The sequence below is a fragment of the Phyllobacterium calauticae genome (assembly GCF_019991125.1).
Taxonomy (GTDB): domain Bacteria; phylum Pseudomonadota; class Alphaproteobacteria; order Rhizobiales; family Rhizobiaceae; genus Phyllobacterium; species Phyllobacterium calauticae.
In genome coordinates, this window is the sequence record NZ_JAGENB010000003.1 from 201,794 (window position 1) to 228,389 (window position 26,596).

31 protein-coding genes are annotated in these 26,596 nt (G+C 61.4%); 15 read left to right on the top strand and 16 right to left on the bottom strand.

The genetic code is table 11. From position 1 onward, the window contains the following. Positions 1-12: 12 nt before the first annotated feature. From pstA to J1W56_RS12820, 3 genes are all read right to left on the bottom strand, one after another. The gene (gene pstA, locus J1W56_RS12810) at positions 13-1,332 is read right to left on the bottom strand and encodes a phosphate ABC transporter permease PstA (RefSeq protein WP_223613679.1); all 1,320 of its coding nucleotides are present in this window, start codon (positions 1,330-1,332) and stop codon (positions 13-15) included. Then, on the bottom strand, positions 1,329-2,795 hold the full coding sequence (gene pstC, locus J1W56_RS12815) for a phosphate ABC transporter permease subunit PstC (RefSeq protein WP_223613680.1): 1,467 nt from the start codon (positions 2,793-2,795) through the stop codon (positions 1,329-1,331). The genes pstA and pstC overlap by 4 nt, the downstream gene beginning before the upstream one ends. Before the next feature lie 89 nt (positions 2,796-2,884). Then, a complete protein-coding gene (locus J1W56_RS12820) occupies positions 2,885-3,931 on the bottom strand; it encodes a substrate-binding domain-containing protein (RefSeq protein ID WP_223613681.1) in 1,047 nt (348 codons plus the stop codon). 395 nt (positions 3,932-4,326) lie between these two features. On the opposite strand from J1W56_RS12820, the gene J1W56_RS12825 reads away from it, so the two are divergent. The 10 genes from J1W56_RS12825 (at position 4,327) to J1W56_RS12870 (ending at position 11,717) form a co-directional block, all read left to right on the top strand. Continuing rightward, entirely contained in the window at positions 4,327-4,734 is a 408-nt protein-coding gene (locus tag J1W56_RS12825; RefSeq protein ID WP_223613682.1) for an EF-hand domain-containing protein, read from the top strand. 18 nt (positions 4,735-4,752) lie between these two features. Next, positions 4,753-5,313 carry an RNA polymerase sigma factor gene (locus J1W56_RS12830; protein ID WP_223613683.1) on the top strand — a complete coding sequence of 187 codons (561 nt, stop codon included), beginning with the start codon at positions 4,753-4,755 and terminating at the stop codon, positions 5,311-5,313. Further along, positions 5,310-5,720, top strand: coding sequence for a hypothetical protein (locus J1W56_RS12835; RefSeq protein ID WP_223613684.1), 411 nt, complete (start codon positions 5,310-5,312; stop codon positions 5,718-5,720). Before J1W56_RS12830 ends, J1W56_RS12835 begins: the two co-directional genes overlap by 4 nt. Continuing rightward, positions 5,721-6,191 carry a periplasmic heavy metal sensor gene (locus J1W56_RS12840; protein WP_223613685.1) on the top strand — a complete coding sequence of 157 codons (471 nt, stop codon included), beginning with the start codon at positions 5,721-5,723 and terminating at the stop codon, positions 6,189-6,191. A 75-nt stretch (positions 6,192-6,266) separates the two neighbouring features. Further along, positions 6,267-7,658: a DUF1800 domain-containing protein gene (locus tag J1W56_RS12845; protein WP_223613686.1), complete on the top strand. Its 1,392-nt coding sequence runs from the start codon at positions 6,267-6,269 to the stop codon at positions 7,656-7,658. 2 nt (positions 7,659-7,660) lie between these two features. Further along, positions 7,661-8,809, top strand: coding sequence for a DUF1501 domain-containing protein (locus J1W56_RS12850; RefSeq protein ID WP_223613687.1), 1,149 nt, complete (start codon positions 7,661-7,663; stop codon positions 8,807-8,809). A gap of 30 nt (positions 8,810-8,839) precedes the next feature. Beyond that, positions 8,840-9,169: a hypothetical protein gene (locus J1W56_RS12855; RefSeq protein ID WP_162800130.1), complete on the top strand. Its 330-nt coding sequence runs from the start codon at positions 8,840-8,842 to the stop codon at positions 9,167-9,169. Between the two features lie 103 nt (positions 9,170-9,272). Then, positions 9,273-9,950: a FadR/GntR family transcriptional regulator gene (locus J1W56_RS12860; RefSeq protein WP_223613688.1), complete on the top strand. Its 678-nt coding sequence runs from the start codon at positions 9,273-9,275 to the stop codon at positions 9,948-9,950. Then, positions 9,947-11,248, top strand: coding sequence for a CynX/NimT family MFS transporter (locus J1W56_RS12865; protein ID WP_223613689.1), 1,302 nt, complete (start codon positions 9,947-9,949; stop codon positions 11,246-11,248). The genes J1W56_RS12860 and J1W56_RS12865 overlap by 4 nt, the downstream gene beginning before the upstream one ends. Before the next feature lie 85 nt (positions 11,249-11,333). Then, on the top strand, positions 11,334-11,717 hold the full coding sequence (locus J1W56_RS12870) for a hypothetical protein (protein WP_223613690.1): 384 nt from the start codon (positions 11,334-11,336) through the stop codon (positions 11,715-11,717). Positions 11,718-11,791: 74 nt separating this feature from the next. Here the strand turns inward: J1W56_RS12870 and J1W56_RS12875 are convergent, their stop codons facing one another. The 4 genes from J1W56_RS12875 to J1W56_RS12890 form a co-directional block, all read right to left on the bottom strand. Then, complete coding sequence (locus J1W56_RS12875) at positions 11,792-13,141, bottom strand: MFS transporter (protein WP_223613691.1); 1,350 nt, start codon at positions 13,139-13,141, stop codon at positions 11,792-11,794. A gap of 205 nt (positions 13,142-13,346) precedes the next feature. Further along, the gene (locus J1W56_RS12880; RefSeq protein ID WP_175540565.1) at positions 13,347-13,616 is read right to left on the bottom strand and encodes a DUF2312 domain-containing protein; all 270 of its coding nucleotides are present in this window, start codon (positions 13,614-13,616) and stop codon (positions 13,347-13,349) included. 135 nt (positions 13,617-13,751) lie between these two features. Next, a complete protein-coding gene (locus J1W56_RS12885; protein ID WP_223613692.1) occupies positions 13,752-14,057 on the bottom strand; it encodes a DUF1244 domain-containing protein in 306 nt (101 codons plus the stop codon). A 2-nt stretch (positions 14,058-14,059) separates the two neighbouring features. Then, on the bottom strand, positions 14,060-14,854 hold the full coding sequence (locus J1W56_RS12890) for an N-formylglutamate amidohydrolase (protein ID WP_223613693.1): 795 nt from the start codon (positions 14,852-14,854) through the stop codon (positions 14,060-14,062). Between the two features lie 176 nt (positions 14,855-15,030). Between J1W56_RS12890 and J1W56_RS12895 the strand changes: the two genes are divergently transcribed. Both J1W56_RS12895 and pyk read left to right on the top strand, forming a co-directional pair. After that, positions 15,031-15,534 (top strand): DUF1036 domain-containing protein, encoded by a 504-nt coding sequence (locus tag J1W56_RS12895; protein WP_226904671.1) that lies wholly within the window; start codon positions 15,031-15,033, stop codon positions 15,532-15,534. After that, positions 15,531-16,967, top strand: coding sequence for a pyruvate kinase (pyk, locus tag J1W56_RS12900; protein WP_223613694.1), 1,437 nt, complete (start codon positions 15,531-15,533; stop codon positions 16,965-16,967). Before J1W56_RS12895 ends, pyk begins: the two co-directional genes overlap by 4 nt. Positions 16,968-17,022: 55 nt before the next feature. On the opposite strand, the gene J1W56_RS12905 is transcribed toward pyk, so the two are convergent. From J1W56_RS12905 to J1W56_RS12925, 5 genes are all read right to left on the bottom strand, one after another. Continuing rightward, a complete protein-coding gene (locus J1W56_RS12905) occupies positions 17,023-17,649 on the bottom strand; it encodes a tetratricopeptide repeat protein (protein ID WP_226904672.1) in 627 nt (208 codons plus the stop codon). Positions 17,650-17,709: 60 nt separating this feature from the next. Continuing rightward, complete coding sequence (gene ykgO / locus J1W56_RS12910) at positions 17,710-17,835, bottom strand: type B 50S ribosomal protein L36 (RefSeq protein ID WP_091880250.1); 126 nt, start codon at positions 17,833-17,835, stop codon at positions 17,710-17,712. 168 nt (positions 17,836-18,003) lie between these two features. Continuing rightward, on the bottom strand, positions 18,004-19,077 hold the full coding sequence (locus tag J1W56_RS12915; RefSeq protein ID WP_223613695.1) for a 5-(carboxyamino)imidazole ribonucleotide synthase: 1,074 nt from the start codon (positions 19,075-19,077) through the stop codon (positions 18,004-18,006). A gap of 1 nt (position 19,078) precedes the next feature. Then, positions 19,079-19,576 (bottom strand): 5-(carboxyamino)imidazole ribonucleotide mutase, encoded by a 498-nt coding sequence (gene purE, locus J1W56_RS12920; RefSeq protein WP_223613696.1) that lies wholly within the window; start codon positions 19,574-19,576, stop codon positions 19,079-19,081. Positions 19,577-19,671: 95 nt separating this feature from the next. Then, positions 19,672-19,875 (bottom strand): YdcH family protein, encoded by a 204-nt coding sequence (locus J1W56_RS12925; RefSeq protein WP_008128260.1) that lies wholly within the window; start codon positions 19,873-19,875, stop codon positions 19,672-19,674. Between the two features lie 226 nt (positions 19,876-20,101). Here J1W56_RS12925 and J1W56_RS12930 point away from each other — a divergent pair, with 226 nt between their 5' ends. After that, the gene (locus tag J1W56_RS12930) at positions 20,102-20,281 is read left to right on the top strand and encodes a YdcH family protein (RefSeq protein ID WP_105734402.1); all 180 of its coding nucleotides are present in this window, start codon (positions 20,102-20,104) and stop codon (positions 20,279-20,281) included. A gap of 119 nt (positions 20,282-20,400) precedes the next feature. Here the strand turns inward: J1W56_RS12930 and J1W56_RS12935 are convergent, their stop codons facing one another. The 3 genes from J1W56_RS12935 to J1W56_RS12945 all read right to left on the bottom strand — a co-directional run bounded on the left by J1W56_RS12935 (position 20,401) and on the right by J1W56_RS12945 (position 22,261). Continuing rightward, the gene (locus J1W56_RS12935; RefSeq protein WP_223613697.1) at positions 20,401-20,664 is read right to left on the bottom strand and encodes an ArsR/SmtB family transcription factor; all 264 of its coding nucleotides are present in this window, start codon (positions 20,662-20,664) and stop codon (positions 20,401-20,403) included. 64 nt (positions 20,665-20,728) lie between these two features. After that, positions 20,729-21,970, bottom strand: a complete 1,242-nt coding sequence (locus tag J1W56_RS12940) for an MFS transporter (protein WP_223613698.1) — start codon at positions 21,968-21,970, stop codon at positions 20,729-20,731. Between the two features lie 105 nt (positions 21,971-22,075). Further along, complete coding sequence (locus J1W56_RS12945; protein ID WP_223613699.1) at positions 22,076-22,261, bottom strand: DUF1192 domain-containing protein; 186 nt, start codon at positions 22,259-22,261, stop codon at positions 22,076-22,078. Positions 22,262-22,354: 93 nt separating this feature from the next. On the opposite strand from J1W56_RS12945, the gene J1W56_RS12950 reads away from it, so the two are divergent. Continuing rightward, positions 22,355-23,359, top strand: a complete 1,005-nt coding sequence (locus J1W56_RS12950; RefSeq protein WP_223613700.1) for an NAD(P)H-quinone oxidoreductase — start codon at positions 22,355-22,357, stop codon at positions 23,357-23,359. Between the two features lie 59 nt (positions 23,360-23,418). Here J1W56_RS12950 and J1W56_RS12955 read toward each other — a convergent pair whose 3' ends face one another. Beyond that, entirely contained in the window at positions 23,419-25,620 is a 2,202-nt protein-coding gene (locus J1W56_RS12955; RefSeq protein WP_223613701.1) for an esterase-like activity of phytase family protein, read from the bottom strand. Between the two features lie 226 nt (positions 25,621-25,846). Here J1W56_RS12955 and J1W56_RS12960 point away from each other — a divergent pair, with 226 nt between their 5' ends. Further along, complete coding sequence (locus J1W56_RS12960) at positions 25,847-26,542, top strand: DUF1013 domain-containing protein (RefSeq protein WP_223613702.1); 696 nt, start codon at positions 25,847-25,849, stop codon at positions 26,540-26,542. Positions 26,543-26,596 lie beyond the last annotated feature (54 nt).

The following is a 26,596-nucleotide window of genomic DNA, read 5'->3' on the forward strand; positions in this document are numbered from 1 at the left end:
CTCCCGTTTTACCTACCAGCGCCGCTCGAAGCGGCGACGCAGAATGATGGCTCCAATGTTCATGACTGCAAGAAACAGAAGCAGCACGATGATAGCGCCGGATGTACGTTCGACAAAGGCCCGCTCCGCTTCGTTCGCCCACATGTAGATCTGCACCGGCAGGGCCGTTGACGGATCAAGCGGCGTGACGGGATAGTTGGCGACGAAGGCCACCATGCCGATCAGGAGCAGCGGTGCGGTCTCGCCCAGCGCGTGGGCAAGGCCGATAATCGTGCCGGTCAGGATGCCGGGTGCGGCCAGCGGCAGCACATGGTGAAACACCATCTGCGTCTTCGAGGCACCGATACCCAGCGCCGCCGAGCGGATGGATGGCGGCACGGCGCGCAATGCGGCGCGGGTCGCAATGATGATCGTCGGCAGCGTCATCAGCGTCAGCACCAGGCCGCCGACCAGCGATGCGGAGCGCGGCAGGCCGAAGAAATTGATGAACACGGCCAGTCCGAGCAGACCGAAGACGATGGACGGGACCGCGGCCAGATTGTTGATGTTGACCTCGATGATATCGGTCAGGCGGCTTTTCTTGGCATATTCTTCCAGATAGATCGATGCGGCCACGCCGATGGGCAGGGAAAGGCACAGAACGATCAGCATCATGTAGAGCGAGCCGATGAGCGCGACACCGAGACCCGACGTTTCCGGACGGCTCGATGCGCCGAAGGTGAACAGGCCGCTGTTGAAGCGCTGCGCCATGGCGCCTTCCTTGGCCAGTGTGTTCATCCAGGCAACCTGGCGGTCCGATACCTTGCGGTTTGCCTGATCGACACTCAGGTCGATCTGGCCCTTGAAGGCCGAGTCGATGTCGCCGCCGGTCAGCACCCAGAGGTTCTGTGTCGTGCCGATCAGTGCCGGATTTCCTGAAACCAGTTCCCGCAGCTGGCTGCGCGAGCCGTCGGAGACAAGCTTGCTCAGTTCGCGGATCGCCGGCTTGTCGTCAAGGCTGACGCCCAGCTTTTCGGCAAGGGCATTGCGCACCAGGATCGGATAGTTTGCGGTGAGCAGAACGGTCGGGTCGGTCGCACGCTTGTTCGTGGGGTCTATCACCTTCTCGTCGAGCTTGACCGAGAGGCTGACCTCCGTCTGCCAGAACGCCGTGTAGCCGTTGGAAATCACCGAGTAGAGCAGCGCAACCAGGAAGAACAGGCCGATGGCAATCGCGGTGATGCCGTAAATCTTGAACCGGCGCTCGGCGGCATAGCGGCGCTTCAGACCGATGTCACGCCGGACGACCTTTGCCGGAGCAACTGCAGCAGGATTGAGTGTTGTGTCGGTCATTCGTACTGCTCCCGGTACTTACGCACGATGTAAAGCGCGAAAATGTTCATCGCCAGCGTGATGAAGAAAAGGGTGAGGCCAAGGGCGAATGCCACCAGCGTCTGCGGTGAATTGAATTCGAGATCGCCTGTCAGCTGGTTGACGATCTTGACGGTGATGGTCGTCATGGCGTCGAACGGATTGATGTTGAGATTCGCCGCAACACCGGCAGCCAGAACCACGATCATCGTTTCGCCGATGGCGCGCGATGCGGTGAGCAGCAGCGCGCCGACGATGCCGGGCAAAGCGGCAGGCAGCACGACGCGGCGGATCGTCTCCGAACGCGTCGATCCAAGCCCGAGCGAGCCGTCACGCAGCGACCCCGGAACGGCGGTAATGATGTCGTCCGACAGGGAGGAAACGAAAGGGATCAGCATCACACCCATCACGATACCGGCGGTCAGCACGCTTTGCGCCATGATGAAGGGATAGCCGCCCGATATGGCCGCACTGATATCGCGCAGGAACGGTCCGACGGTGACAAGGGCAAAGAAGCCGTAGACGATCGTCGGGATGCCCGCCAGCACTTCAAGCAGCGGCTTGACCACCGACCGCACGCTCCGGCTGGCATATTCGGCCATGTAGATGGCGGCGAACAAGCCGACCGGCACGGCAAACAGCATGGCGACCAGCGCGATATAGAGCGTGCCGGCAAGCAGCGGAATGAGACCGAACTGACCCTGCGCGCCATTGCCGCCGGCTGCGGAGAAGCGCGGATCCCACACGGTGCCGAAGAAGAAGCTCGACGGGGTTACGGACTGGAAGAAGGTGATGGTCTGGAACAGCATCGACAGAACGATGCCGACCGTCGTCAGGATGGCGATAGTCGAGGCCGCGAGCAGTCCCCAGAGGATGATCCGCTCGACATTGTTGCGGGCCCTGGTCCGGACATTGACGCCGGACAGACCGAAGATCGCACCGGCGACTGCAAGGACAATGGCCACCACGGCGCCGATATTATGCGCGCGCGCCGTGCTCTTGTTCCATTGCACGGCAACGGGGATCATGAAGTCCTGGCCTTCCGTCGCCAGGGCCACGCCCTTGCTCGACAGCAGCGGCCGCAATTCGGAGAAAGTGGTTGGAAGGTTCGCCCGTTCCTGGTCCGTCAGCTTGTCGAGACCCCGCGCGATGCCGCCGACCATGCCAAGCTCGAGGCTCTGGCTGGCAATGACGCTTTCGCTGTTGTGCACCGGCAGGCTGTTGATGGCCTGGCGCTCGATATAGAAGCTCGACCCGATGGCCCAGACCAGGATGAAGATAATTGCTGGCAATACGGAAACCAGAAAAACCCACCAGCCGTGATAATGCGGCAGGGAATGGGCTTTGACACTTCTGTCATCTTTGCTGATGGCACGCTGGCGTCCAAGAAAGAACCCGACAAGACCAATCGCAACGACAATCACTAAAACCAACAAGGTGGACATCAACGCTTCCCCGATCTGTCCTGCAACGAGAGCATAGGCCCCGAGAAATATCCGGCGCGGACAGGGTTCTGTCCGCGCCGGTTATCGGCTTACTTGCCAGCCATGGTCTTGCCGGCGGCGAATGCGGAGCGCTGAGCTTCACGCTCTGCATCCGGTGCAGCAACCAGGCCGTATTCTACCAGCGGGCTATCCGGACCGACCATCTGGTCAGCAAGGAAGAAGTCCACATATTCCTTCAGGCCGGGGATGACGCCGAGATGCGCCTTCTTGACGTAGAAGAACAGCGGGCGCGATACCGGATACTTGCCGGTGGCAATGGTTTCCGTGCTTGGCTTGATGCCGTTGACAGTTGCAACCTTCAGCTTGTCCGCATTGTTTTCGTAGAAGGCCAGACCGAAGACGCCAACGCCGGTCTTGTTGGCATCGATGCGAGCCAGTGTTTCCGGATAGTCGCCATCGATGTCGATAGCCTTGCCATCCTTGCGGACAGCGATACAGGCGGCAGCAGCGGCCTTTTCGTCAAGACCGGCAGCCTTGATCGCATCGGCTGCACCGGTGGCCTTGCAACCGCCAGTCATCAGCTTCTCTTCGAAAACTTCACGTGTGCCGTGCTTTTCGCCAGGAATGTAGGCGGCGATGTCCCAATCGGGCAGCTTCGGATTAACCTGGTTCCACTTGGTGTTCGGGTTGGCAACCAGCTTGCCGTCGACAACGACCTGCGCAGCAAGAGCGGTATAGACGTCCTTTGGCTCCAGCGCCCAATCCGGGCCCTTGATGTCGGTTGCGAACACGATGCCGTCATAACCGATGCGGATTTCTTCAACGTCCTTGACGCCAGCGTCAACGCAGGACTTCAACTCTGTGTCCTTGATCGGACGCGAGGCATTGGCGATATCGATGGTGTTTTCACCAACGCCCTTGCAGAATTCCTTGATGCCGGCACCCGAACCGCCGGATTCAACGACCGGGGTCTTGAACTTGGGGAATGTTTCGCCAAAAGCTTCGGCGACGATCTTGGCATATGGCAGCACTGTGGATGAACCGCTGACCTGGATCTGGTCGCGAGCGGATGCGCCAACTGTCGTGGCAATCACCGAGATCGCAATCAGAGCAGTGGTGGAAATAAGCTTGTTCATAGGAGCAGCTCCTGTTGGATTAACTGTGTGACGCCTCCGACGTCGTCTGCCGTCTATAGAACCAATATAACAGTCATATGACACTATTGTTACAGTTCTGTAGCGCGGCCTGTGCATGAGCCGCGCCCGCGACGGAATCAAAATTCCTTCTAAAACCATCAAGTTAACCGTCTATGGACTTTGCACAGCTTGGCACAGTGAAGATAAGCTCAACGATTCCAGTGGGTTCATGACGCTCAATTGCGACACTCGCGCAGACATCCCTGCCATACGCCGCAGGGGGACAATACCGTCCCCCCACTGCGGTTTCAAAAAAATTCAGCGCAAGCGACGGATTGTCCCGCTCCCGCCGTTTAAGCCACGACAAATGACAGTCTGCTGAAAGGAAAAGTTTGATGAAATCGAGAGTAGCTGCGGTTCTTCTTGCCATGGTGCCACTGTCCCTGCCCGCAACCTTGGCGATGGCGGCACCCAAGGCCGACACCAATGGCGACGGCACAATTTCACTGGCCGAATATCAGGCCGCCGCCCGGGCGCGGCTGCTCAAATTCGATACCGACGGCGACGGCAAACTCTCGCTCGAGGAGTGGCTGAAGCGCCCCGCCGCAAAGAATGCCAAGCGCGATCCCACGGCGGTGTTCAACCGGATCGATGCAAATCATGACGGCTTCATCGATACGGCGGAAATGGATACTGTAGCGAAGAAGCGGTTTGAGCGCCTCGACACGAATTCCGATGGCCAATTGACCAAAGAGGAACGCCACGGACACAGGAAGGGTGCCACCGACAGTTCACAGGAGTAACGGCAAGCGTGCAAAACCTTGGACAATCGCAACACGGATGAAGAACTGCTGGTGAAGATCGGCCAGCATGACGATGCGGCCGTCCGAACCATGGTGACACGCAAGCTGCCGCGCCTGCTCGCCCTGGCGGCGCGGATGCTTGGCGACCGGAATGAAGCCGAGGATGTCGCCCAGGAAGCCTTTATCCGGCTGTGGCGGCAGGCGGGCAGCTGGCAGAGCGGCCGGGCGACCTTCGATACATGGCTGCACCGGGTCACGCTCAATCTCTGCTACGACCGCCTGCGCCGGCACCGGGAACAGCCGGTGGCCGAGACACCCGAAAGGGCAGATCCAGCCCCCGACCCGGAACAGTCGCTTTCAACCCGGGACGAGAGCGACCGGATCAAACGGGCCCTCGCCTCCCTGCCCGACCGGCAGAGGGAGGCCATCGTGCTTCAATATTATCAGGAGTTCAGCAATATCGAGGCAGCGCAGATCATGGATATCAGCATTGAAGCCCTGGAGAGCCTTCTGGCCCGTGCCCGGCGCAATTTGCGGACAGCCCTGGAAGAGACTGCCCAACAGGAGAAGGCAAAATGACCCCGCAACGCTTTCAGGAACTGACCGAGATCTATGGTGCCGAGGTGCGGCGCTGGCCGCCGCCCGAACAGGCCGGCGCCGTCGCCTTCGTCAGGGAGCATCCCGATATCGCCCAACCGGCCCTCAGGCTGGCGGCGGAACTCGACGGGATGCTGGCGCAGTACCGGACCGCCCCGGCGGAAACTGCACTGCGCGAGCGCATCATCGCCTCTTCCGGCAAGTCCTGGTCCGGCTGGAAGCGCGCCCGTCTCTGGTGGCAGGGCACCGGGCTCGCCGGCATTGGATTGGCGGGCGCGATCACCGGCGCCCTGCTCATCGGTGTCATCCATTCCGCCGAATCGCGCGGATATGAGGACCAGGCCTATGCGGTCACCGCCTTCAACATCTCTGATGAACTGGACGAGTAAATGAGTGAACGGTCACGCAACATCCTTCTCGTCGCTTCGCTTGCCCTCAATGTCTTCATTGCCGGCGGCGTGATCGGCGGCGGCTACATCTGGCACACATTCGGTCATTCCTGGACGACGGAGAACCGGCGCGGCGTTCGCTTTGCCGCCGAATATCTGACGCCGGAACAACAGAAGACCCTGCGGCAAAATCTGGCAGCGGCCCGCAAGGACAATGTACCGCTGGCCGATGCCGGGCGGGCAAGCCGTGCCGAGATTGCCCGGCTGCTGGCACAGGATGTCATCGATCCCGCTGCGGTCAACGCGGAACTGACCAAAGCCCGCGAAGCCGATTTCGCCCTGCGGACGCGCATCGAGCAGACCATCGTCGCCTTTGCTGAAAGCCTATCGCCGGAGGACCGCAAGACGCTTGTCGAGGGCTTGAAAAAGCGCAATGTCATTTTGCGGCAGACGCCGGCAAAAAAACAATGAATGCCCGCGACGGAATTTTCCGGTGCCCCCGTTCAATGACTGTCAATGCCAGACAGGCTGCGAACGGAGAAGATCATGGTTACAACGGCAACAGATGCGACGGCGGCCATTGCGGTCAATCGCTTCGGTTTGGGAAAGCGGGCTAGCGAGCCGCTTCCAGCCGACCCCAGGCACTGGCTGCTCGATCAGATCGGCCGCTACGAACCGCGCCCGGCAGCCTTTGCCCAGCTCCAGACCACACACGAAATCGCGACGCAGTATGCCAGTGACCGGCAAAAACTGCAGGCGCTCGACGGCGACGAGAAAATCGCCCTGCGCAAGGAGCTGAACAAGGCGGCCCGCCTGCTTTACCGCGGCGAGATCGACGCGCGCAGCCGCAATGCCCTTGCAACGCCCACGCCCTTCCTGGAAGCGCTCGTGCATTTCTGGTCGAACCACTTTGCCGTGTCGGCCGACAATCCCGCGATGCTGAGCCTTGCCGGCGCCTTCGAGCGGGACGCGATCCGCCCCCATGTCACCGGGCGCTTCACCGACCTGCTGTTTGCCGTCGAGCAGCATCCGGCCATGCTGATCTATCTCGACCAGATCCGTTCGGCGGGTCCCGACAGCCCCCTCGCCACGCGCGCCAAGCGGCGCAATGCCGACAAACTGCCGGGGATCAACGAGAATCTGGCCCGCGAGATCATGGAATTGCACACGGTCGGCGTCGGGTCCGGCTATACGCAGAAGGATGTCACGGAGTTCGCCCTGGCCCTCACCGGCTGGTCCGCCGGACGCATGGGCGGCAAGGCCGATGCCAGTCAGGCCGGTGTATTTCAGTATCGCCCCGGCCTGCATCAGCCGGGCAAACGGCTGATCCGCCGCCGCGTCTACGGCGCAACCGGTGAGGATCAGGCAGGCGCAGTCCTGAAAGATCTGGCCAGCGATCCGGCAACGGCAAACCACATCGCCACAAAGCTCTGCCGCCATTTCATCGCCGACACACCCCCGCAGGCAGCCATTGACCGGGTCAGAAAGGCGTTTCTTGCCTTCGGCGGTGATTTACCGGCGGTGTATCGCGCGCTCGTCGAAGCACCGGAGGCATGGGCGGTGCCGTCTGCCAAGATCAAGACTCCCTGGGAATGGCTGGTTTCAGCCATGCGCGGGCTGGATTATCCCGACCTTGGCAAAGCCAACGCCGCCAACCTGTTGAACCAGCTGGGGCAACCGGTCTGGCTGCCGCGTTCACCCGCCGGTTACGACGATATCGCGGCGAGCTGGCTGGCTCCCGATGCGCTGGTGCGGCGGGTGGAGGTTTCGCAAAGGCTGGCGGCAAGGGCGGACCGGTCGCTGAAACCGGAAGAGCTGGCGAACAACCTGCTCGGAAACACGCTGACCGACAGCACGGCAACGGAAATCAACCGCGCCGAATCCGTCCAGACGGGCATCGCCCTTCTGCTTGTTTCACCTGATTTTCAACGGAGATGAGCATGACCAACCGCCGGGATTTTCTGCGTCTGGCCGCCATCGGGGCGGGATCGATGCTTGTGGCGCCGCGTATCGTCTTTGCCAATGTGGCGAGCGACCGCCGCTTCGTCTTCATTATCCAGCGCGGCGCCGCCGATGGCCTCAACATCGTCGTGCCCTATGCCGACCCCGCCTATGCGCAGCTGCGCGGCAGCCTCGCGATCCAGACTTCAGATGCCATCAAGCTCGACGGCATGTTCGCCCTGCATCCCGCGCTCGCCGGCATGGGCACGCTCTACGGCAACCGGCAGGCGCTGTTCGTGCACGCCGTCGCCTCGCCCTACCGCGAACGCTCGCACTTCGACGGGCAGAACGTCCTGGAGACCGGCGGCACCAGCCCCTACCAGATCCGGGATGGCTGGCTGAACCGTCTGGTGACGCTGCTGCCGAAATCGGCCGACAAGGCCATTGCCTTCGCCCCGACCATACCCGCTGCCCTGCGCGGCCCGGCTGATGTTACCTCCTACGCGCCCTCGACCCTGCCGGAAGCATCCGACGATCTCCTGCTGCGGGTGGCGCAGCTCTACGACCGGGACCAGCAGTTTCATCCGGTCTGGAGTGCGGCGATGGAGGCGCGCGGCTTGTTCCACGATATGGAAACCCGCCAGAATCCCGCCGCCGCCGGCAGAACCGCCGCCGAGGCACTTGTCCGGCCTGACGGCCCGCGCATCGCCATGATCGAAACCAGCGGCTGGGATACCCATAGCGGCCAGGAGAACCGGCTTGCCAACCAGTTGAAGGCGCTCGATGCCATGATCGATGCCATGCGCGACGGGCTTGGCGACGTCTGGCAGCAGACGACCGTGCTGGTGGCAACCGAATTCGGCCGCACGGCCGCCGCCAACGGCACCGGCGGGACCGACCATGGCACGGCGACAACCGCGCTCATCCTCGGCGGCGCCGTCAACGGCGGCCGCATCCTGGCCGACTGGCCGGGCCTTGCCCCGAATGCACTTTATGAAAACCGCGACCTGAAACCCACCATGGATCTCGACGCGCTGATCGCGGCGCTTGCCGCAGAGACCTTTGGTCTCGAACCCGAGCGCACCATGCAAACGCTCTTTCCGAACCGCCCCTTTGACCGGTCCCTGCAAGGGCTGATCAGAACGTGAACCACCAACCAACCCTTTGAAGAGGCTATCATGAGAACCATCCTGAGCATGATTACCGGCGGTCTTGTCGCTATTGCCACGCTTGCCGGAGCACAAAGCGCCAGCGCCCTGCCGCTCCTGCCGGTACAGGGCGAACACCTGCAATCCCAGGCCGAGCCCGTCTACTGGCGGCACGGCTATTACGGTTGGCACGACGGCTACTACTACAATGGCCACCGCGGCTACGGCTATTACCGGCCGGGCTACCGCTTCTATCGCGGCTACTGGTTCCCGCTCGAAGCATTCGGGCCAAGAACCGTGATCATCGAGCGCCCGGCTCCCATCATTGTTCATCGCCGGCCGATCGTGATCTACCGCTGAGACACCGGTCTTTGCCGGTCTCTGTCCATCTGAGGGCGCCTTGACAGGCGCCTCGCAGTCCCATAATTATCAAGTCATCTGATGACTATGGGACTTTTAAGCCATGCAGCCTGCCGCCCGCACCAATCTGGCCGATACGGCGATTGACAATATACGCGCCGAAATCGTCAGCAACCGCTGGCCGGTCGGCGACCGCATCCCCAATGAGGCGGCCCTCGCCGACATGCTCGGCGTCAGCCGAGGGACCGTGCGCGAAGCGGTGCGGGTTCTCGTCGCGCAGGGATTTCTCGAGACCAAACAGGGCTCCGGCACCTATGTCCGCTCGATCATCAACCCGGACGAAAGCCTGTTGCGGATCAGGCGCACCGGCCTGCGCGACCAGGTCGAGGCGCGCTGCGCCTTGGAAGTCGAAGCAGCGCGGCTGGCGGCCCTGCGCCACACGCCGGAGGTCGTCGCCGACCTGCGCCAGCTGCTGGCCGATCGCGGCGAATACGCTACGGCACGGCACGATTACTATGTCGAGCACGATCTCGCCTTCCACAAGGCGGTAGTCGCCGCCTCGTGCAACCTCGCCCTCATCGAAGTCTACGAATTCTTCTCGGTTTCCACCCAGGAAATCATCCGGGCCACGGTCACGGGCGAACTGCCCGAACCGGATATGGCGGCCCATGCGGCCATCATCGACGCGATCGAATCCGGCGATCCGGACAAGGCGGCATCCACCGCCCGCGCCTTCATGGCCCCCCTTCTCATCGAACTCGATCGGTTGCTCGCATCATGAACCAGCATCTTCCGCCTGAACACCCCAGCCGCCTGGCAGCGGATCTGAACATTGCCGCCGAACAGCTTGTCGATGCCGAGGTGGACAGCGTTCCCCAGCCGCGCGTGCCGGATTTCAAAACCCCTGGCGCGCAGATTCTGTTCGGCCTCAGCCTCGTTCTCATCGCCTACAATCTGCGCCCGGTCTTCTCCAGCGCGTCGGTGCTTTTGCCGGAGATCATCGCCCAGACCGGACTGTCATCCTTCGGGGCGGGCGTGCTCACCACGCTGCCGGTGCTCTGCCTTGGCCTGTTTGCCCCGCTGGCGCCGCGTCTCGCCCAGCGCATCGGCGCGGAGCGCACGCTCCTCGGCGTTCTCCTTTTGCTGGCGCTCGGCACCGCCCTGCGCGGGCTCGAATCCCTGCCGCTGCTGTTCATCGGCACGGCGCTGGCGGGCGGCTGCATCGCCATCGGCAATGTCCTGCTGCCCGGTCTGGTGAAGCGCGATTTCGCCAGCCGCACCGGCATGATGACCGGCCTCTACACCATGGCGCTGTGCGCGGGCGCGGCCAGTGCCGCCGGCCTGACCCTGCCGGTGCAGAAGATGCTCGGCGGATCATGGTCGCTGGCGCTCAGCGCCTGGGCCTTGCCGGCGCTGGTTGTCACCGCGATCTGGCTGCCGCAGGCCCTTGCCCGCAAGGTCCGCACCAAACATGCGGGCTTCAAGGTGATCGGCCTCTGGAACGACCGTCTGGCATGGCAGGTCACCCTGTTCATGGGCCTGCAGTCGGCACTCGCCTACTGCGTCTTCGGCTGGCTGGCGCCCATCCTGCGCGATCGCGGCCTTGACGGGACGACCGCCGGTGTCGTGGTTTCCGTGTCGGTCATGGCGCAGGTCTTCACCTGCCTGCTCGTGCCGTCGATTGCCGTGCGTTGCCGCAATCAGAGCCTGATCAATGTGGCGCTGGTCACGATTGCCGTTGCCGGCCTGCTCGGCCTGCTGTTTGCGCCGCTCTCCACGATCTGGCTGTGGGCTGTCGTCCAGGGCATCGGCCAGGGCGGGCTCATCGCCATCGCCATGACCATGATCGTGCTGCGCTCGCCCGACTCGCATGTCGCCTCGCACCTCTCCGGCATGGCCCAATGCGTCGGCTACATGCTCGCCGCCATCGGTCCGCTGCTTGTCGGACTGATCCACAGCGTCACGGAAAGCTATGCGGCAACGGCCATCCTGTTTGTGCTGCTCGGCATTGGCGTTGCCATTTTCGGCTGGGGCGCTGGCCGTGCCCTGCAGGTGCAGGCCCGCACCGTTACCCTGTGAACGACAGCTAACGGCAGCATTCATCACCGGTTCAGCCGGCGGGCTCTATATCTGTGCTCAACGAATTAACGTTGAGGACCGCATGATGAAAAAGATACTCGCTGCTCTTCTGGTTGCTGCCGTTTCGATCAGCGCAATCAGCCTCCAATCAGCTCCGGCGCAGGCTGGCGGCTACTATTCCGACGGTTATGATGGCGGCTGGTCCGGCGAGCGCTCCTATCGCGACAGCTATTACCGCGATCGCGGCGATGACTACTATCGCGAACGGGACTACAACCGCAACCGGGACTACCGGTCCGAGCGTTCCGACCGTCACAAGAACCGCGACACGGCCATCATTGCCGGTGTTGCCGGACTGGCGCTCGGTGCCGTGATCATCGGATCGCTTGCCAAGCAGAATCAGAACCGCGCGCCGGTCTATGACCGCCCGGCAAGCCGCGACCGCCTGATCTACGATCCGAACTACTAAATCTGTCATCATAAAAACAAGGCGCGGCCCGCTTTTTCAGCGGGCCGCGCCTTTTGTATTCAGCGACCGGAAAACTAGGCCTCGATATCGACGTCCTTGGTTTCCTTGCCGATGATCAGCGCGATCAATGTCAGCACGGCCATGGCCGAGAGGTAGACGCCAACCCAGAACGGGCTGCCGCCACCGAGCTTCCACAATGCAATCGCTATGAAGGGGGCAACCGCGGCGCCGAGGATCGACGAGACATTGTAGGAAATGCCCGATCCGGTATAGCGCATGCTCACCGGGAACAGTTCCGGCAGCAGGGCGCCCATCGGACCAAACGTCATTCCCATCAGGGCGAAGCCGAGGATCAGCCAGGCCATGACGCCAACATTGCCCAGAGACAGCATCGGCACCCACAAGAGGCCGAACACGATAATGGCGAGCGTCACCCAGATCAGTGTCTTGCGGCGGCCCCAGCGGTCCGCCCATGGTCCGGACACCAGGGTGAAGATGCCGAAGAACACCACGCCGACAATCATCATCAGGACGAAGGTCGTGTAGTCATAGCCGAGACCGGCAATCGGTCCGGCCGTGGCGGCGCGGCCATAGCTGAGCGAGAATGTGGTCATCAGGTAGAACAGCACATAGGTGGCAAGCATGTAGAACGTGCCGAGCACGAGCTGCTTCCAGTGCGACTGGAACACGGACACCAGCGGCACCTTCTTGATCTCGCCTTTGCTGACGGTTTTCTCGAAGGCGGTGCTTTCGACCAGGTTGAGCCGGACCCACAGGCCGACGATCACCATGACGGCGGAAAACAGGAACGGAATACGCCAGCCCCAGTCGAGGAATGCGAGGGAGGGCCGCGACGGATCATCCGACGGCAGGATGGCCGCGATGATCAGGAACAGGCCATTGGCGATGATGAAGCCGATGGGGGCGCCCAGTTGCGGAAACGTGCCGAAGATCGCGCGCTTTCCCTCGGGTGCGTTCTCGGTGGCGACCAGCGCCGCACCGCTCCATTCACCGCCAAGCGCGAACCCCTGTGCCAGCCGCAGCACGACCAGCATGGCCGGGGCAAACCAGCCCACGGTTGCAAAGGTCGGCATGACGCCGATGAGGAAGGTGGCGATACCCATGGTCAGAAGCGCGCCGACCAGCGTGATCTTGCGGCCGCGCTTGTCGCCGAGATGGCCGAAGAAGATCGCGCCGAGCGGGCGTGCCACCATGGCGGCGCCGAAAATGGCGAAGGATGACAACAGGGCCGTCGTTTCGTTGCCGGGCGGAAAGAACAGATGCGGGAAGACCAGCACGGCGGCGGTCGCATAGACGTAGAAATCGTAGAATTCGATGGTGGTGCCAATCAGACTGGCCAGGATGACGCGGGACCGCGAATTGGCGGGCGCCTTGATGGACAGCTGCGCAGTGGATACGGACATTGATTTTACTCCCTGACGGCTGAGGCGGCTGCCCCAACGCGAATGCCGGCAGATCACATCAGTCGGAAGAGAAATGGACCATGAAAAGATAGGCGGGCAGCGAGACGATTATACCCGTCGCCGGGCCAGTTCAAGGCCTATCAATAGCGGGAACAACGGCCCCAAACAAAAACGCAGCCTTGCGGCTGCGTTTTGCAAAACTGGCTCAGACCATGCCGAGGGCGTTCATGTACAGCTCGAGGATCGCTTCCTCTTCCTTGCGCTCATTGGCGTCCTTCTTGCGCAGGCGGACGATCGTGCGGATGATCTTGGTGTCGTAGCCGCGGCCCTTGGCTTCCGCCATCACTTCCTTGATGTCGTCCTGAAGCGTGGTCTTTTCTTCCTCAAGGCGCTCGATGCGCTCGATGAACTGCCGCAATTCCGCAGCCGCAACACCTTCGACACCGCCCTGTGGCGCTACATCATCCATGCTCATATCTTGCTCCGTAAAAATTGATTGTGCGACTCGCGAACGCCGCCTCTGCGGTTCCGATGCCCGACCACAGCGCAATGAGTCAAGACAATAGAGTCGGGATCAGGGCGGTTTCGACCGCCGCTGCGGCGTGGTTCGTCAATGCGAAGGCTTATTGACCTCAAAGGCGGCCTTCTGCGCATCGCTGGCCTCGCGCTGGTGCTTGGCCTGCCATTCCGCGTAGGGTTCGCCATAGATGATCTCACGCGATTCATCCTTCGACAGGGGCACGCCCGCCGCATCCGCCGCTTCCCGATACCAGTTGGACAGGCAGTTGCGGCAGAAACCGGCCAGATTCATCAGGTCGATGTTCTGCACGTCGCTGCGCGCGCGCAGATGCTCCAGCAGCCGCCGGAACGCGGCAGCTTCAAGGGCGGTACGCTGTTCTTCGCTGACATTGCTCATGGTCAAACCTCTTCCAGTGGGCCGGTGCGCGAGCCGTATTGCCGGGCAACATGTATATCGGGATCGGCGTTGATCGCGTCAAGGATCGGGGCAAGCCGGTCTGCCCATTCATCGACACCCTTCTCGTCGGCGATCAGATCCTGCCGCACCTCGATCAGCGCATGGGCGAGCCCCGGCACGATGCAATGCTTGAACATCGTGTCATTGCGCAGTGCACCGTCATAGGGCTCGTTGTCACCGACCACCAGCTGCGGATCGGCTTCCAGGGCTTTTATGAGCGGCACGACCGCGCGCGGATCGCTGTCCCAGAGAATGCCCGCATGCCATGGCCGCGGCGTCGTTTTCCAGAAGGCGGTGAAAGAATGGATGGAAATGACCAGCGGCGCCTTGCCGCTCGCCCCGGCAACCGCCTGGATCATGTCCGAAACAGCCGTGTGATAGGGGCGATAGAAATCATTCACGCGTCTTTGATGCTCCGCGTCCGGCATCGGGTTGTTTCCCGGAATGATCGCCCCGTCGGACAGGCGCATGATCAGGGTGGGATCGTCTTCGCCGCGGTTCGGATCGATCAGCAGGCGGGAAAACCCGCCCAGCACAGCCGGAGCACCGAGCATTGCCGCCAGTTTGCGCGTCAACGGCTCGACGCCGATATCATAGGCGATATGCCGTTCGAACTGCTGCGGCGGCAGCCCGAGGGAGCCGTATTCCTCCGGCAGATTCCGGTGGGCATGATCGGCCAGAAGCACCAGTCCTCTGTCATTGCTGCCATGGACGAGATGAAAGGGGGAAAACGGCATTGGAACGTTCTCTTGCGCGATTATTCGGGAGAATTTTTTGTGTTTCATGCCCTGATCGGGAATGCAACCATCAATCTTTTGTCACAGGTCAGCAGGAACGGCATGTTCCGCCCATTAGCGCGTTGACAATGCATGTGAAACTGCGGAAAAGGAGTCTAAGACGGACGGAGGCAATATTGCGCAGGGGCATCATTTTCCGCGCTGACCAGCATCAGCGGACGCGATGGAGCAGCTTTCTAGCGGCTTTTTTATTCATTTTCGCAGCAGGCAGTGTCTTTGCGCCGGATGAGGCCCATGCGGATTTCCGCGTGTGCAACACCACGCAAAATCTGGTGGGCGTCGCGCTTGGCTACCGGGCGAAGACCGGCTGGATCACCGAGGGCTGGTGGCATGTCAACGCATCCTCCTGCACCACGCTGGTCGTCGGTCCGCTGACGTCGCGCTATTACTACCTCTATGCCGAGGACGCCCAGAGCGGCGGCCGCTGGGATGGCAAGGTCAACATGTGCGTGGCGGAAAACCAATTCAAGATTACCGGTATCAATGACTGTTTTGCACGCGGGTTTCAGCGGGCGGGATTTCAGGAGTATGATACCGGCGAACAATCAAGCTGGATGGTCCAGCTTACGGAAGAAAATCCTCCCTCAGCTCCAATTGTAACGGATACCCCTCCTCGATGAGACGCCGCCGTAAGGTCAAAATCCTCGCCACACTGGGTCCCGCTTCATCCGACGAAGCGATGATTCGCAAATTGTTCGAAGCCGGTGCCGACGTGTTCCGCATCAACATGAGCCATGCCAGCCATGATCTCATGCGCGAACTCGTGCGCCGCCTGCGCAATGTCGAAAAGGAAGTGGGCCGCCCGATCGGCATTCTCGCCGATCTGCAGGGACCAAAGCTGCGCGTCGGCAAGTTCGCCGAGGGCAAGGTCGACCTCGTTCCCGGCCAGATCTTCACCCTCGACAACAATGAAGCGCTGGGCGACAACACCCGCGTGTTCCTGCCGCATCCGGAAATTCTCGAAGCCGTCGAAGCGGGCCACCGCCTGCTGATCGATGACGGCAAGCTGGCGCTGGTCGCCGAATCGTCCGATGGCAAGTCGATCACCTGCCGCGTCGTGTCCGGCACCAAGATTTCCGACAAGAAGGGCGTCAGCCTGCCCGATACCACGCTGGGCGTCGGCGCCCTGACGGAAAAGGATCGCCGCGATCTCGATGCCGTGCTGCAGGAAGAGGTCGACTGGGTGGCCCTGTCGTTTATCCAGCGGCCGGAGGATCTTGCCGAAGTGCGCAAGATCTCGCGCGGCCGCGTTGCGCTGCTCTCGAAGATCGAGAAGCCGCAGGCCGTCACCCGCCTTGCTGAGATCATCGAGCTCTCCGATGCGCTGATGGTTGCCCGTGGCGATCTTGGCGTTGAAATGCCGCTGGAATCCGTTCCCGGCATCCAGAAACAGATCATCCGCGCCTGCCGCCGCGCCGGCAAGCCGGTTGTCGTCGCCACGCAGATGCTGGAATCGATGATCACCGCGCCGGTCCCGACCCGCGCCGAAGTGTCCGACGTGGCAACCGCCGTGTTCGAAGGCGCCGATGCCGTGATGCTGTCTGCCGAATCGGCCGCCGGTGACTACCCGGTCGAAGCGGTTTCCACCATGGCGCGCATCGCCGAAGAGGTCGAGCGCGACCCGAACTATCCCGGCATCATCCATGCGCAGCGCCCCGAGCCGAATGCCACCGGCGCGGACGCCATTTCGCTTGCCGCCCGGCAGATCGCCGAAACGCTCAACCTGTCCGCCATCGTCACCTATACGGCATCGGGCACCACCGGCCTGCGCGCAGCGCGTGAACGGCCATTGCTGCCGATCATCGCCCTGTCGCCGGTTGTCGAGACGGCGCGCAAGCTCTCGCTCGTCTGGGGCCTGCACTGCGTTGTCACGGAAGATGCGACTGACCTAGACGACATGGTCGACCGTGCCTGCCACATCGCCTATCAGGAAGAGTTCGGCAATCCGGGTGACCGCATCATCATCTCGGCCGGTGTGCCGCTGCGCACGCCCGGCTCGACCAACATGCTGCGCATTGCCTATATCGGCTCGGATGGGCTGACAGGAATCTGAAAAAGATCATTCGGGTTGGCGGCGACAGGCCGCCGGCCCGGAACCCCCGAAAAAGTCAGGTACGCTGACCCGTGAGGTCCTCGGCCAATTGGCCCGCCTGCTTCTGCGCCTCGCGCATCATCGGATAGACCGCAAGAACCTGCTCGAAGGCATGCAGGGCGCCTTCCTTGTTGCCGGTATCCTTCAGGATCGCCGCCAGCCCCGCCAGCGCCCCGAAATGACGCGGCTCCAGCGACAGCGTCTTCTGGATGTCGGCCATCGACCGCCCGTAATCATTCATCAGGAAATTGACCGTGGCACGCCGGTTCCAGCCCTCGGCAAAATCCGGTTTCATCACGGTGACCTGATCGAGAAAATCCAGCGCGACGGCATATTTCTTTTCCGTCATGGCGAGGGCCGCCCACTGCATCATGAGATCGACGGTCGCACTGCCGGAATTCTGCCACTGTGCCTGGATCTGTTCGGCGATGCGGGTGGCTTTGGCTTCATTGCGCTCGCGCTTCAGGGCAAAGAACAGCTCATCGAGGCGGGCGGCGCGCTTTTCGGCCAGGGTCTTGCCCGGCAGCGCGGTGGCCTGCGGTGCGGCTGCGGGAACGTCAGTCCCGGACGTTTCCTGCGCCAGTGCCAGCGCCGGCGACATCATCAGGACAGATCCGATAAAAAACGCAAAAACGTTCCGCATGATACGGATCGTAGTCCGTATCAGCGAAACGTCAAATGCAAATAACCGTGAAACGGTAAATCAGCCCTGGCGCGCTTTGAAACGCGGCGCAGTCTTGTTGATGATGTAGATGCGGCCCTTGCGGCGCACCAGCTGATTGTCACGATGACGGCCTTTGAGAGCCTTGAGCGAATTCTTGATCTTCATTTCAGCACCGGTATCTTTACGCCCGAAACCGGGCACCAATAATAAAGCGCGCCTCTGAAGCGCGCCGGAAACACGTTGCGGGGAAATAGCCAAGGATTGCCCCGATTGTCAACTCCCGACTCATGATTCATATGGCGATTCATGCATCGGGAGTGAATTTATTTGCCCCTACAGCCGCTTTGTAATGCGCGTGACGTGGCCCATCTTGCGGCCGGGACGTGCATCGGCCTTGCCGTAGAGATGCACGACGGCCCCGCTTTCCGCCAGAATCGCCGGCAATTTGTCTACATCATCGCCGATGAGATTTTCCATCACGCAATCGGAATGACGCCGTGTATCGCCCAGCGGCAGCCCGGCAACAGCACGGATATGCTGCTCGAACTGCGAGACCGCGCAAGCGGCTTCCGTCCAGTGACCCGAATTGTGCACGCGCGGGGCAAACTCATTGGCCAGCAGTGTCCCGTTGGCCAGCACGAAGAACTCCATGCCGAGAACACCGACATAATTGAGAGCCTCGAGCAGCTTGCGCGCCGAATCGGCCGCAAGGCCTGCAATCGTCGACGATACGGACACCGGCACGGTCGACGTCGCCAGAATGCCGTCCCTGTGCACGTTCTCGGCAATGTCGTAGATGCGGATATTGCCCGCCTCGTCGCGCGCCGCGATCACCGAAATCTCGCGGGTGAAATCGACCAGACCTTCCAGAATGGCCGGGACGCTGCCGATGGCGGCAAAGCCCGCCTTGGCGTCTTCGCCCTTGGCGCCGGAAAACTTGACCTGGCCTTTGCCGTCATAGCCGAAGCGGCGGGTCTTGAGGATACCCTTGCCCTCGAAGGCGAGAAGCGCCGCTTCCAGATCGCCCTCATTCTCGACGATGCGCCATTGCGCTGTCGGGATGCCGGCCTTGTTGAGGAAGCGCTTTTCGGTCACCCGGTCCTGCGACACTTTCAGCGCCTCGGGCGGCGGAAAGACCGGGGTGCTTTCATTCAGTGTCTCGGCGGCATCGACCGGCACATTTTCGAATTCGTAGGTGATGACATCGCTCAGCTCAGCCAGGCGCTCCAGCGCATCGGGATCGTCATAGGCCGCCACGATCTGCTCATTGGCAACCTGCGCGGCCGGACAGTCCGCCTGCGGTTCGAGAATGACGGTGCGATAGCCGAGACGCGCCGCTGCCATGGCAAGCATGCGGCCGAGCTGTCCCCCGCCGATAATGCCGATAGTCGATCCTGCTGCAATCATCTCATGCCTCGTCAGATGGCCGTTCGGCGACCTTTTCGCTCTGCGCCGTGCGCCAGTCGTCAAGCCGTTTTGCCAGTGCGGCATCGTTCAGTGCCAGAACAGCCGCAGCCAAAAGGGCGGCATTGACCGCACCGGCACGGCCGATCGCCAGGGTGCCGACGGGAATGCCGGCCGGCATCTGGACAATGGACAGGAGGGAATCCTGTCCGGAAAGAGCTTTCGATTCCACCGGCACGCCGAACACCGGCAGCGGCGTCATGGAAGCGGCCATCCCGGGAAGATGGGCGGCACCGCCGGCACCGGCGATCACAACCTTGAGACCGGCATCGCGCGCGCCCTTGGCAAAAGCTACCAGACGGTCCGGCGTGCGGTGGGCGGAAACGATGCGGTCATCGTGGGAAATACCGAGCGCATCGAGCGTCTCGGCGGCGTGGCGCATGGTTGCCCAATCGGACTGGCTACCCATGATGATTGCGACGTCAGCGCGTTTATCGGCCATTGAACATCCTCTGATCAGCGGAGCGTGCAGGGATTAACGGAAAAGTGGGGACGCTGCAAGTTATCGGCAGCCCGCCGGTCACAAGCTGTTGAAAATCAGGCAATAATGTCCGGGATGATCTTGTCTTCAAGCTCGATGAGCTTGTCTTTGATGATGAGCTTCTTCTTTTTCATCCGCTGGATTCGAAGCTGGTCACAACCAACCTGGATCATCGCTTGTATGGCGGCATCAAAATCCAGATGCTCCTGTTTCAATCGTGCGACTGCCAATCGAATGTCAGCCTGATCCTGGTCGGACATGCAGTGATTCCCGGTATTTTGCTTTAGAAGAAGCCAATGTCTGGTCCGGCGTTCGAGAATACCGGATCAGCACGTGGCAATACCATATTTTACATGACAAGAAAATCCTACGAAACAAATTCGACAATTGCTTCAAGTGGTGGCAGAGTGTCACGGCTCTGTCATAATCTCGCCCTTTGGCCGACAGAGCATGAACGAGTAGGAAACCAACCAAGGGAGAAGCCGGATGGCCATTGAGTCTCATCTTGAAACGCTTGAACGTAAGCATGGTGCACTCGAGAAGGAAATCTCCGAAGCGCTGGCAAGTCCTGCCACCGACGACCTGAAGATTACCGATATGAAACGTCGCAAGCTCATGCTGAAAGAGCAAATCGAAAAACTGAGATCGACCGCCACGCGCCATTAGAGCCTTTGGCCGACAGAAGAAGAATTTCAGCCGGTTGCCGGAGAGGCAGCGGGGCTGGCACTAAAACAAAAACCCGGTCTGCGACCGGGTTTTTTTATTGGCCGGACGCCGTGCGGCCATCATTCGCTCCAGAACTGATCCAGCCATAAATTCAGGTGAAAGAAGCCGCTGTCGTCGACGGCATAAATCCGGCGTGTCCCCTCGGACTTGACCTTGACCAGTTGCGCATCCAGCAGCGCCTTCAGGTGCTGGGATACCGCCGGGCGTGAAATGGGCAGGCCAAGCGCCAGTTCATTCACGGTCTTGGGACCGCGCCGCAACTCTTCCAGCAGATAGCGGCGGTTCGGATCGGAAATGGCGGCAAATGCATCGGTTTCGGCCATGCCGAATAGTCGTTTTAAACTGCCGTCAATGTCAACGCATTTTGTACGAAAAGCGCTGCGAACCTCAGTCCGGCTGGGCTTCCGCCCGGGGATCGAGCTTGATGCCCTCGGGCGTTGCCCGCTCCGAGGGAACGGTCTGGAAATTGTCCCGCATCGCAATCGGCATGGCTGCCCGCATGCGTGAGCGGATGATGGCATGGGTCATGATCGAGACATGTGCCAGCGCCGTGATCGCAAACAGGCCTTCGGGCGCAACATATTCCATGGCCCAGGCGCCAAGGATCGGCCCGACCATGGTGCCGAAGCCATAGAGCAGCAGCAGGCCGCCGGTTACCTTGACGAAATTCTGCGAGTCCGAATAGTCGTTGGCATGGGCCACGGCCACCGGATAAAGCGTATAGGCCAGTCCGCCATAGATCGCCGTCATGAACAGGATGACCGTTGCCTGACGCGAGCCGATCAGGAAAATCAGGATGCCGATGATGGCCGCAGCACCCGCGACGAACGCCAGGACATAGCGCCGGTCGGTACGGTCGGACATGCGTCCCACCGGTATCTGCATCAAGGCACCGCCCATGACGGAGGCACTCATCATCAGGGCGATTTCCGTGGTGGTGATGCCCGTCGCCGCGCCGTAGACGGCACCGAGCGTACCGAACGCGCCATTGGCAACGCCGATCAGCATGCAGCCGACGAAGGCAACCGGCGAATTGCGGTAAAGCGCCTTGAGGTCGAGCTGCACTTCCGTCAGCGGTTTCGGGCTGCTGGCGGTGGAAATGGCCGTCGGAATCAGCGCCAGGCAGAACAGGATGCCGGTCAGCATGAAAAACGTGCCGTTGTGCACGTCGCCGAAGCCGATCATCATCTGGCCCGCCGTGATGGAGGCAAAGTTCACCACCATGTAGAGACCGAAGATCTGACCGCGATTGGCATTGGTCGCCCGCTCGTTCAGCCAGCTTTCGATCACCATGTAGGCGCCGGCCATGGCAAAGCCGGTCAGCGCCCGCAGCGCAATCCAGGCCGTGGCATGCACCAGAATACCGGTCATCAGCGCAACAATGGCGGCAATGGCGGCAAAGGCGCTGAATGCCCGGACGTGGCCGACGCGGCGCACCAGGCGCGGCGCCAGCAGGCAGGCTGTTATGAACCCGCCGGCCCAGGCAGTACCGAGAAGACCGAGGGACGTGGTGGAAAAACCCTCCGCCCCGCCGCGCAGCGGCAGCAGGAGCCCGTGCAGGCCCGAGGCCATGACCAGGAATGACGTGCCACACAAGAGGGCAAAGACCTGTACGAACGAACGGAACACAGCGATACCCCAATGCTTGGACGGATGCCGGCAACAAGCCGGTACAGGCCCGTCTCGATCAGCAATGCGGAGACATCATGACATCCGCATCATTTACGTTCCGTTTCAGCGAAAAAGTGCTTCCGCCGCCAGCTTGCTGCTGCTCTTGCGCGTGCGTTCTTCCTCAAGCCGGGTGATTTCTGCCCGCAGGATGCCGATGCGCTCGTCCAGCTCGGCGACGGAAAGCAGAGAAAGTTCCTGCCCGATCTCGTGGGCAACCCTGCGTTTCGGTTCCTCGTCGAAAAGTGACATCATGTCCTCCACTTGCCGCTTTATCCTGAAAGGATACAGTCCCCCCGCTTCGAATTGCAAATCATTCAAGCGAATCAACTGAAGGAGCTACCCATGGCCAGTAAAATTCCGACGACGATGACCGCGGTCGAGATCACCCAGCCGGGCGGTCCGCTGGTCCTCAAGCCGGGAAAGCGCGGCGTTCCGGAAGCAGGGCCGAATGAACTTCTGGTTCAGGTGCATGCGGCCGGCGTCAACCGGCCTGACGTGCTGCAGCGCCAGGGTCATTATCCGCCGCCACCCGGCGCATCGGACATTCCCGGCCTTGAAATTGCCGGCGACGTCGTTGCCGTGGGCAGCGGCGTAACGCGCTTCCGTGTGGGCGACCGGGTGACGGCACTGGTGGCAGGCGGCGGCTATGCGCAGTATTGCACCGTGCACGAGACCACGGCCCTGCCGATCCCGGCGGGATACGGGTTCATCGAAGCCGCCGCCCTGCCCGAGACCTTTTTCACCGTCTGGCACAATGTGTTCGAACGGGGCGGCCTGAAGAGCGGCGAGACATTCCTCGTGCATGGCGGCACATCCGGCATCGGCACCACGGCGATCCAGCTTGCCAGCGCGTTCGGCGCCTATGTCATCACCACGGCCGGTTCCGACGACAAATGCGAAGCCTGCCTGAAACTTGGTGCCGACCGGGCGATCAACTACCGCACGCATGATTTTGTCGATGCGGTGAAGGAGGCCACCGGCGGCAAGGGCGTCAACCTGACGCTCGATATGGTCGGCGGCGATTATACCGGGCGCAATTACGATGCTGCCGCCATCGACGGGCGGATCGTGCAGATCGCCCATCTCAATGGCGCGAAGGTCACGGTCGACATATCCAAAATCATGATCAAGCGGCTGACCCATACGGGATCGACCCTGCGGGCACGGCCGGTCGAGTTCAAGGCTGGTATTGCCCGGGAACTGGAGCTGAAAGTCTGGCCTCTCTTGGTGCAGCGCCGCGTCGCCCCGGTCATCGACATGGTCTATCCGTTCCACGAGGCGTGGCGGGCGCATGAGCGCATGGAAGAAGGCAAGCATGTCGGCAAGATCGTTCTCGACGTCAGCTGACATGCCTCAAGCAAAAGGCCGCGCGGCAAGCGCGGCCTCCTGCAAACGTTGCGAACGGCTCAGTTTGCCGCGCTGACCTTGCCGATGCCGAAGAACAGCGTTTCGCCGGATGAGCCGTCGACGCCGTCATTATCGGTGACCGCAAAGCCATTGCCGGCGACGTCGACGGTAAAGCCTTCCAGCTTGTCGACGACATAACCATTGGTGCTCTTCAGGTCGGCGATGAAGTCGCGTGCGAGCGTCTTCTCGACTACCGGCAGCTTTTCGCCGAGCTTTGCCGGTTTCAGGCCGTCCAGCGCCACGCGATAGAGCTTCTTGTTGACCGCCTTGTCACCGATCAGATTGTCGCGTTCGACAATGTAGAGCTGGCCGTCATGGGCGGTGATTTCGGAAAGACCGACCCAGCCGTCACCGCTCTTCTTGTCCAGCGGATAGGAGACGGCACCCCAGCTCTTGTCCTTGACGTTGTAGCTCAGCAGCTTGACGAAGCCTTTTTCGTCATCCTTCCATTCCCGCTGCACGGCCATCCACAGAACGGTGGCATCGCCTTCGCCGACGCGGGTGATCCCTTCCAGCCCGAAACGGGTCTGATGCGGCAGCAGCTCCTCGGGAAGCGCGATTTCCTTCTTGATCTCGCCCTTCTCGTTGACGTTGAAGATCGCATGCGGCACCAGCTTGAACTGGTCGCCCTCATTGGCGAGCCAGAAGCCGCCCGCGCCATCGGTGGTGATGCCCTCGAGATCGAGCTTCTGGGCCGGCTGGCCGCCGCGCGTGACCACCAGCGCCCGCGTGATCTTTGCCGGTGTCTGCTTGGCATCGATGGTGAAGATGGTGGGCGCGGCGGAATAGAACGAGTCCGAGACCGCATAGAGCTTGCCCGGCTCCTTCAGGTCTGCGACCAGGCCCGACAGGGCACCCCAGCCCAGCGGCGTGCCATCATCCTTCGACACCGACACGATCTTCGGATAGGCCGGTTCCTGGTCCTTCAGCTCATAGATCATGACATGGGAGCGCGCGCCGCCATCCGCAACCAGATCGGATTCATTGGCGGTGACGAACAGGTTGCGCGAGGGAATGGCAAGAATGCCTTCCGGGGCGATGCCCGATGGCAGCAGCTGCACGAATTCCGGGTCCTTGCCGGTATCCTTGTAGACGCCGACGACGGAACCGCGCTCGCTGGCAACGAAGATGTAGTTGGTGTCGCCGTACTGCGCGACTTCGGCGCCTTCGAGTTCCACGCCCTTCTTGTTGCGCTTGTCGGGATAGTGACCGGCTGCCGCAATCCTGTGTTCCAGCGAGGGGCCGGATTCATAGAGAACCTTGCCGTCCGTGGAGAAGATCGTGAAGCTGCGCGAACCGCCCTTGTAGTCACCTTCATTGGCTGTGAGAATGCGGTCATTGCCCAGCCATTTCACGGTATCCGGCTCGCGCAGGACACCCTTCATGCTGCCGTCGAACTTCAGCGCGCCGTCGTTCTTGACGTCGATCTTGTCGAGATCGACCGTGCCGGCGGAGAAATGCGAGGTGATCTTGCCGCTGGCCGCATCGATGATCGCGATATGGTTGTTTTCCTGCAGGGTGACGGCGATCTGGTTGTTCGCGTTGATCGACACGAATTCCGGCTCGGCATCCTCCGGGGCGATGTCGGCGAGGCCGGTCAGAACGACGGTCTTCATGCTTGTGCAATCGGGCGCGCCGTTCTTCAACGAGAAAATCTTGAGATCGCCGGAGGGAAGCTGCGGCAGCTCGCCATCATTGAGTTTTTCGTCGCGCTCGTTTTCGATGGCAACGGCGGCAAAGGTCCTGTCGGGCGAGACGGCGACCGAGTCCGGCTGACCGCCGAGATCGCAGCTCGTCAGCACCGTGCGCGATGCAAGGTCGATCACGTCAAGCCGGCCGGAGGGATTCTTGTGATCCTTGGAGGTGTTGACCGCAGCCAGCACCATGGCGCCGGCAACCGCAACGGAGGTCGGCTCACCTTCGACCTTCAGCAGGCCGGCGGCCTTGGGCCTGGCGGCATCGCTGATATCGATGAAGCCGATGGCGCCGTAGGGGCTGTCGGAATAGACCAGCGTCTTGCCATCTTCCGAGGCCGTGATGATTTCCGACGATGTCGGCTTTGACGTGTCTGCATCCTTGGGCAGATTGTCAGCAACCGGGAAGCTGGCGATCCGGTTGAAAACCGGTTCGGCAGCGGCTGGCAGGGCGACGGAAGCGACCAGGGCGGTCCACAGTCCGATGCAAAGGGTTTTGCGCGGCATTGTTGAATCTCCTCTTGTTTACAAGGGATCAGTTGCCCGCGGGCGTTGCAGCGGCATGACAATTTCATGACAGTTTGGTGAAACCGGTAATTGCATTCGGTTGCTACGAAAACCGATTCTTGCCCAATCGAGAATTTACCGCTATATAACGCCTCGAATTCCCGGAAATTGTGGTTGAACCCACGTCCCGCCTCACCGGAGCGGACGAACGAGAGGACTATATTCAATGGCCACCCAGCTTCTCATGCCAAAGGCAACGGCCGTCTGGCTTGTCGACAATACCGCTCTGTCTTTTGACCAGATTGCCGCCTTCTGCAAACTGCACCCGCTTGAGGTGAAAGCGATTGCCGACGGTGAATCCGCCCAGGGCATCAAGGGACTGGATCCGCTGATGACCGGCCAGCTGTCGCGTGAGGAAATCGCCAGGGGCGAAGCCGACATCAATCACAAATTGAAGATTCTCGAGCCGAAGGTGCGCGTGCCCGAAGCCAAGCGCAAGGGACCGCGCTACACGCCGCTGTCCAAGCGCCAAGATCGTCCCAACGCCATCCTGTGGCTGGTGCGCAACCATCCGGAACTGAAGGATGCGCAGGTTTCGCGCCTCATCGGCACGACGAAGTCGACCATCGAGCAGATCCGCAACCGCACCCACTGGAATTCCAACAATCTCCAGCCGATGGACCCTGTCACCCTCGGCCTGTGCTCGCAGATCGACCTTGACCTCGAGGTCGAGCGTTCTTCCCGCAACCGCCCGGTCCAGCCCGGCGAAGGCGGCGATACATTGCTGCCGGCATCGGCCACGGAAAACCTGGATATCCAGCCAGCCGTCCGCGAAGAGGACGAAGAGCTCGATGCGGACAAGGTTTTCGCCAAGCTTTCCTCGCTCAAGGGCCGCAATACGGACGAAGACGAGGAAGAATAAGCCATTTGATTGCCTTGACGGGTAGTCCCTGAATCGAGAAAGCTCCCCCTCCGG

Bases quoted from the DNA above. Each gene is read 5' to 3' on its own strand.
- J1W56_RS12820 (WP_223613681.1), bottom strand. From the start codon at position 3,931: ATGAACAAGCTTATTTCCACCACTGCTCTGATTGCGATCTCGGTGATT.
- J1W56_RS12930 (WP_105734402.1), top strand. From the start codon at position 20,102: ATGGCCATTGAGTCTCATCTTGAAACGCTTGAACGTAAGCATGGTGCA.
- J1W56_RS12955 (WP_223613701.1), bottom strand. From the start codon at position 25,620: ATGCCGCGCAAAACCCTTTGCATCGGACTGTGGACCGCCCTGGTCGCT.
- J1W56_RS12915 (WP_223613695.1), bottom strand. From the start codon at position 19,077: ATGATTGCAGCAGGATCGACTATCGGCATTATCGGCGGGGGACAGCTC.
- J1W56_RS12890 (WP_223613693.1), bottom strand. From the start codon at position 14,854: ATGCCGTTTTCCCCCTTTCATCTCGTCCATGGCAGCAATGACAGAGGA.
- J1W56_RS12860 (WP_223613688.1), top strand. From the start codon at position 9,273: ATGCAGCCTGCCGCCCGCACCAATCTGGCCGATACGGCGATTGACAAT.
- J1W56_RS12905 (WP_226904672.1), bottom strand. From the start codon at position 17,649: ATGCGGAACGTTTTTGCGTTTTTTATCGGATCTGTCCTGATGATGTCG.
- J1W56_RS12880 (WP_175540565.1), bottom strand. From the start codon at position 13,616: ATGAGCATGGATGATGTAGCGCCACAGGGCGGTGTCGAAGGTGTTGCG.
- pstA (WP_223613679.1), bottom strand. From the start codon at position 1,332: ATGACCGACACAACACTCAATCCTGCTGCAGTTGCTCCGGCAAAGGTC.
- J1W56_RS12960 (WP_223613702.1), top strand. From the start codon at position 25,847: ATGGCCACCCAGCTTCTCATGCCAAAGGCAACGGCCGTCTGGCTTGTC.
- J1W56_RS12835 (WP_223613684.1), top strand. From the start codon at position 5,310: ATGACCCCGCAACGCTTTCAGGAACTGACCGAGATCTATGGTGCCGAG.
- J1W56_RS12825 (WP_223613682.1), top strand. From the start codon at position 4,327: ATGAAATCGAGAGTAGCTGCGGTTCTTCTTGCCATGGTGCCACTGTCC.
- purE (WP_223613696.1), bottom strand. From the start codon at position 19,576: ATGGCCGATAAACGCGCTGACGTCGCAATCATCATGGGTAGCCAGTCC.
- J1W56_RS12865 (WP_223613689.1), top strand. From the start codon at position 9,947: ATGAACCAGCATCTTCCGCCTGAACACCCCAGCCGCCTGGCAGCGGAT.
- J1W56_RS12845 (WP_223613686.1), top strand. From the start codon at position 6,267: ATGGTTACAACGGCAACAGATGCGACGGCGGCCATTGCGGTCAATCGC.
- J1W56_RS12875 (WP_223613691.1), bottom strand. From the start codon at position 13,141: ATGTCCGTATCCACTGCGCAGCTGTCCATCAAGGCGCCCGCCAATTCG.
- J1W56_RS12925 (WP_008128260.1), bottom strand. From the start codon at position 19,875: ATGTCCGACCAGGATCAGGCTGACATTCGATTGGCAGTCGCACGATTG.
- J1W56_RS12855 (WP_162800130.1), top strand. From the start codon at position 8,840: ATGAGAACCATCCTGAGCATGATTACCGGCGGTCTTGTCGCTATTGCC.
- J1W56_RS12850 (WP_223613687.1), top strand. From the start codon at position 7,661: ATGACCAACCGCCGGGATTTTCTGCGTCTGGCCGCCATCGGGGCGGGA.
- pstC (WP_223613680.1), bottom strand. From the start codon at position 2,795: ATGTCCACCTTGTTGGTTTTAGTGATTGTCGTTGCGATTGGTCTTGTC.
- J1W56_RS12870 (WP_223613690.1), top strand. From the start codon at position 11,334: ATGAAAAAGATACTCGCTGCTCTTCTGGTTGCTGCCGTTTCGATCAGC.
- ykgO (WP_091880250.1), bottom strand. From the start codon at position 17,835: ATGAAGATCAAGAATTCGCTCAAGGCTCTCAAAGGCCGTCATCGTGAC.
- pyk (WP_223613694.1), top strand. From the start codon at position 15,531: ATGAGACGCCGCCGTAAGGTCAAAATCCTCGCCACACTGGGTCCCGCT.
- J1W56_RS12885 (WP_223613692.1), bottom strand. From the start codon at position 14,057: ATGAGCAATGTCAGCGAAGAACAGCGTACCGCCCTTGAAGCTGCCGCG.
- J1W56_RS12935 (WP_223613697.1), bottom strand. From the start codon at position 20,664: ATGGCCGAAACCGATGCATTTGCCGCCATTTCCGATCCGAACCGCCGC.
- J1W56_RS12950 (WP_223613700.1), top strand. From the start codon at position 22,355: ATGGCCAGTAAAATTCCGACGACGATGACCGCGGTCGAGATCACCCAG.
- J1W56_RS12945 (WP_223613699.1), bottom strand. From the start codon at position 22,261: ATGTCACTTTTCGACGAGGAACCGAAACGCAGGGTTGCCCACGAGATC.
- J1W56_RS12840 (WP_223613685.1), top strand. From the start codon at position 5,721: ATGAGTGAACGGTCACGCAACATCCTTCTCGTCGCTTCGCTTGCCCTC.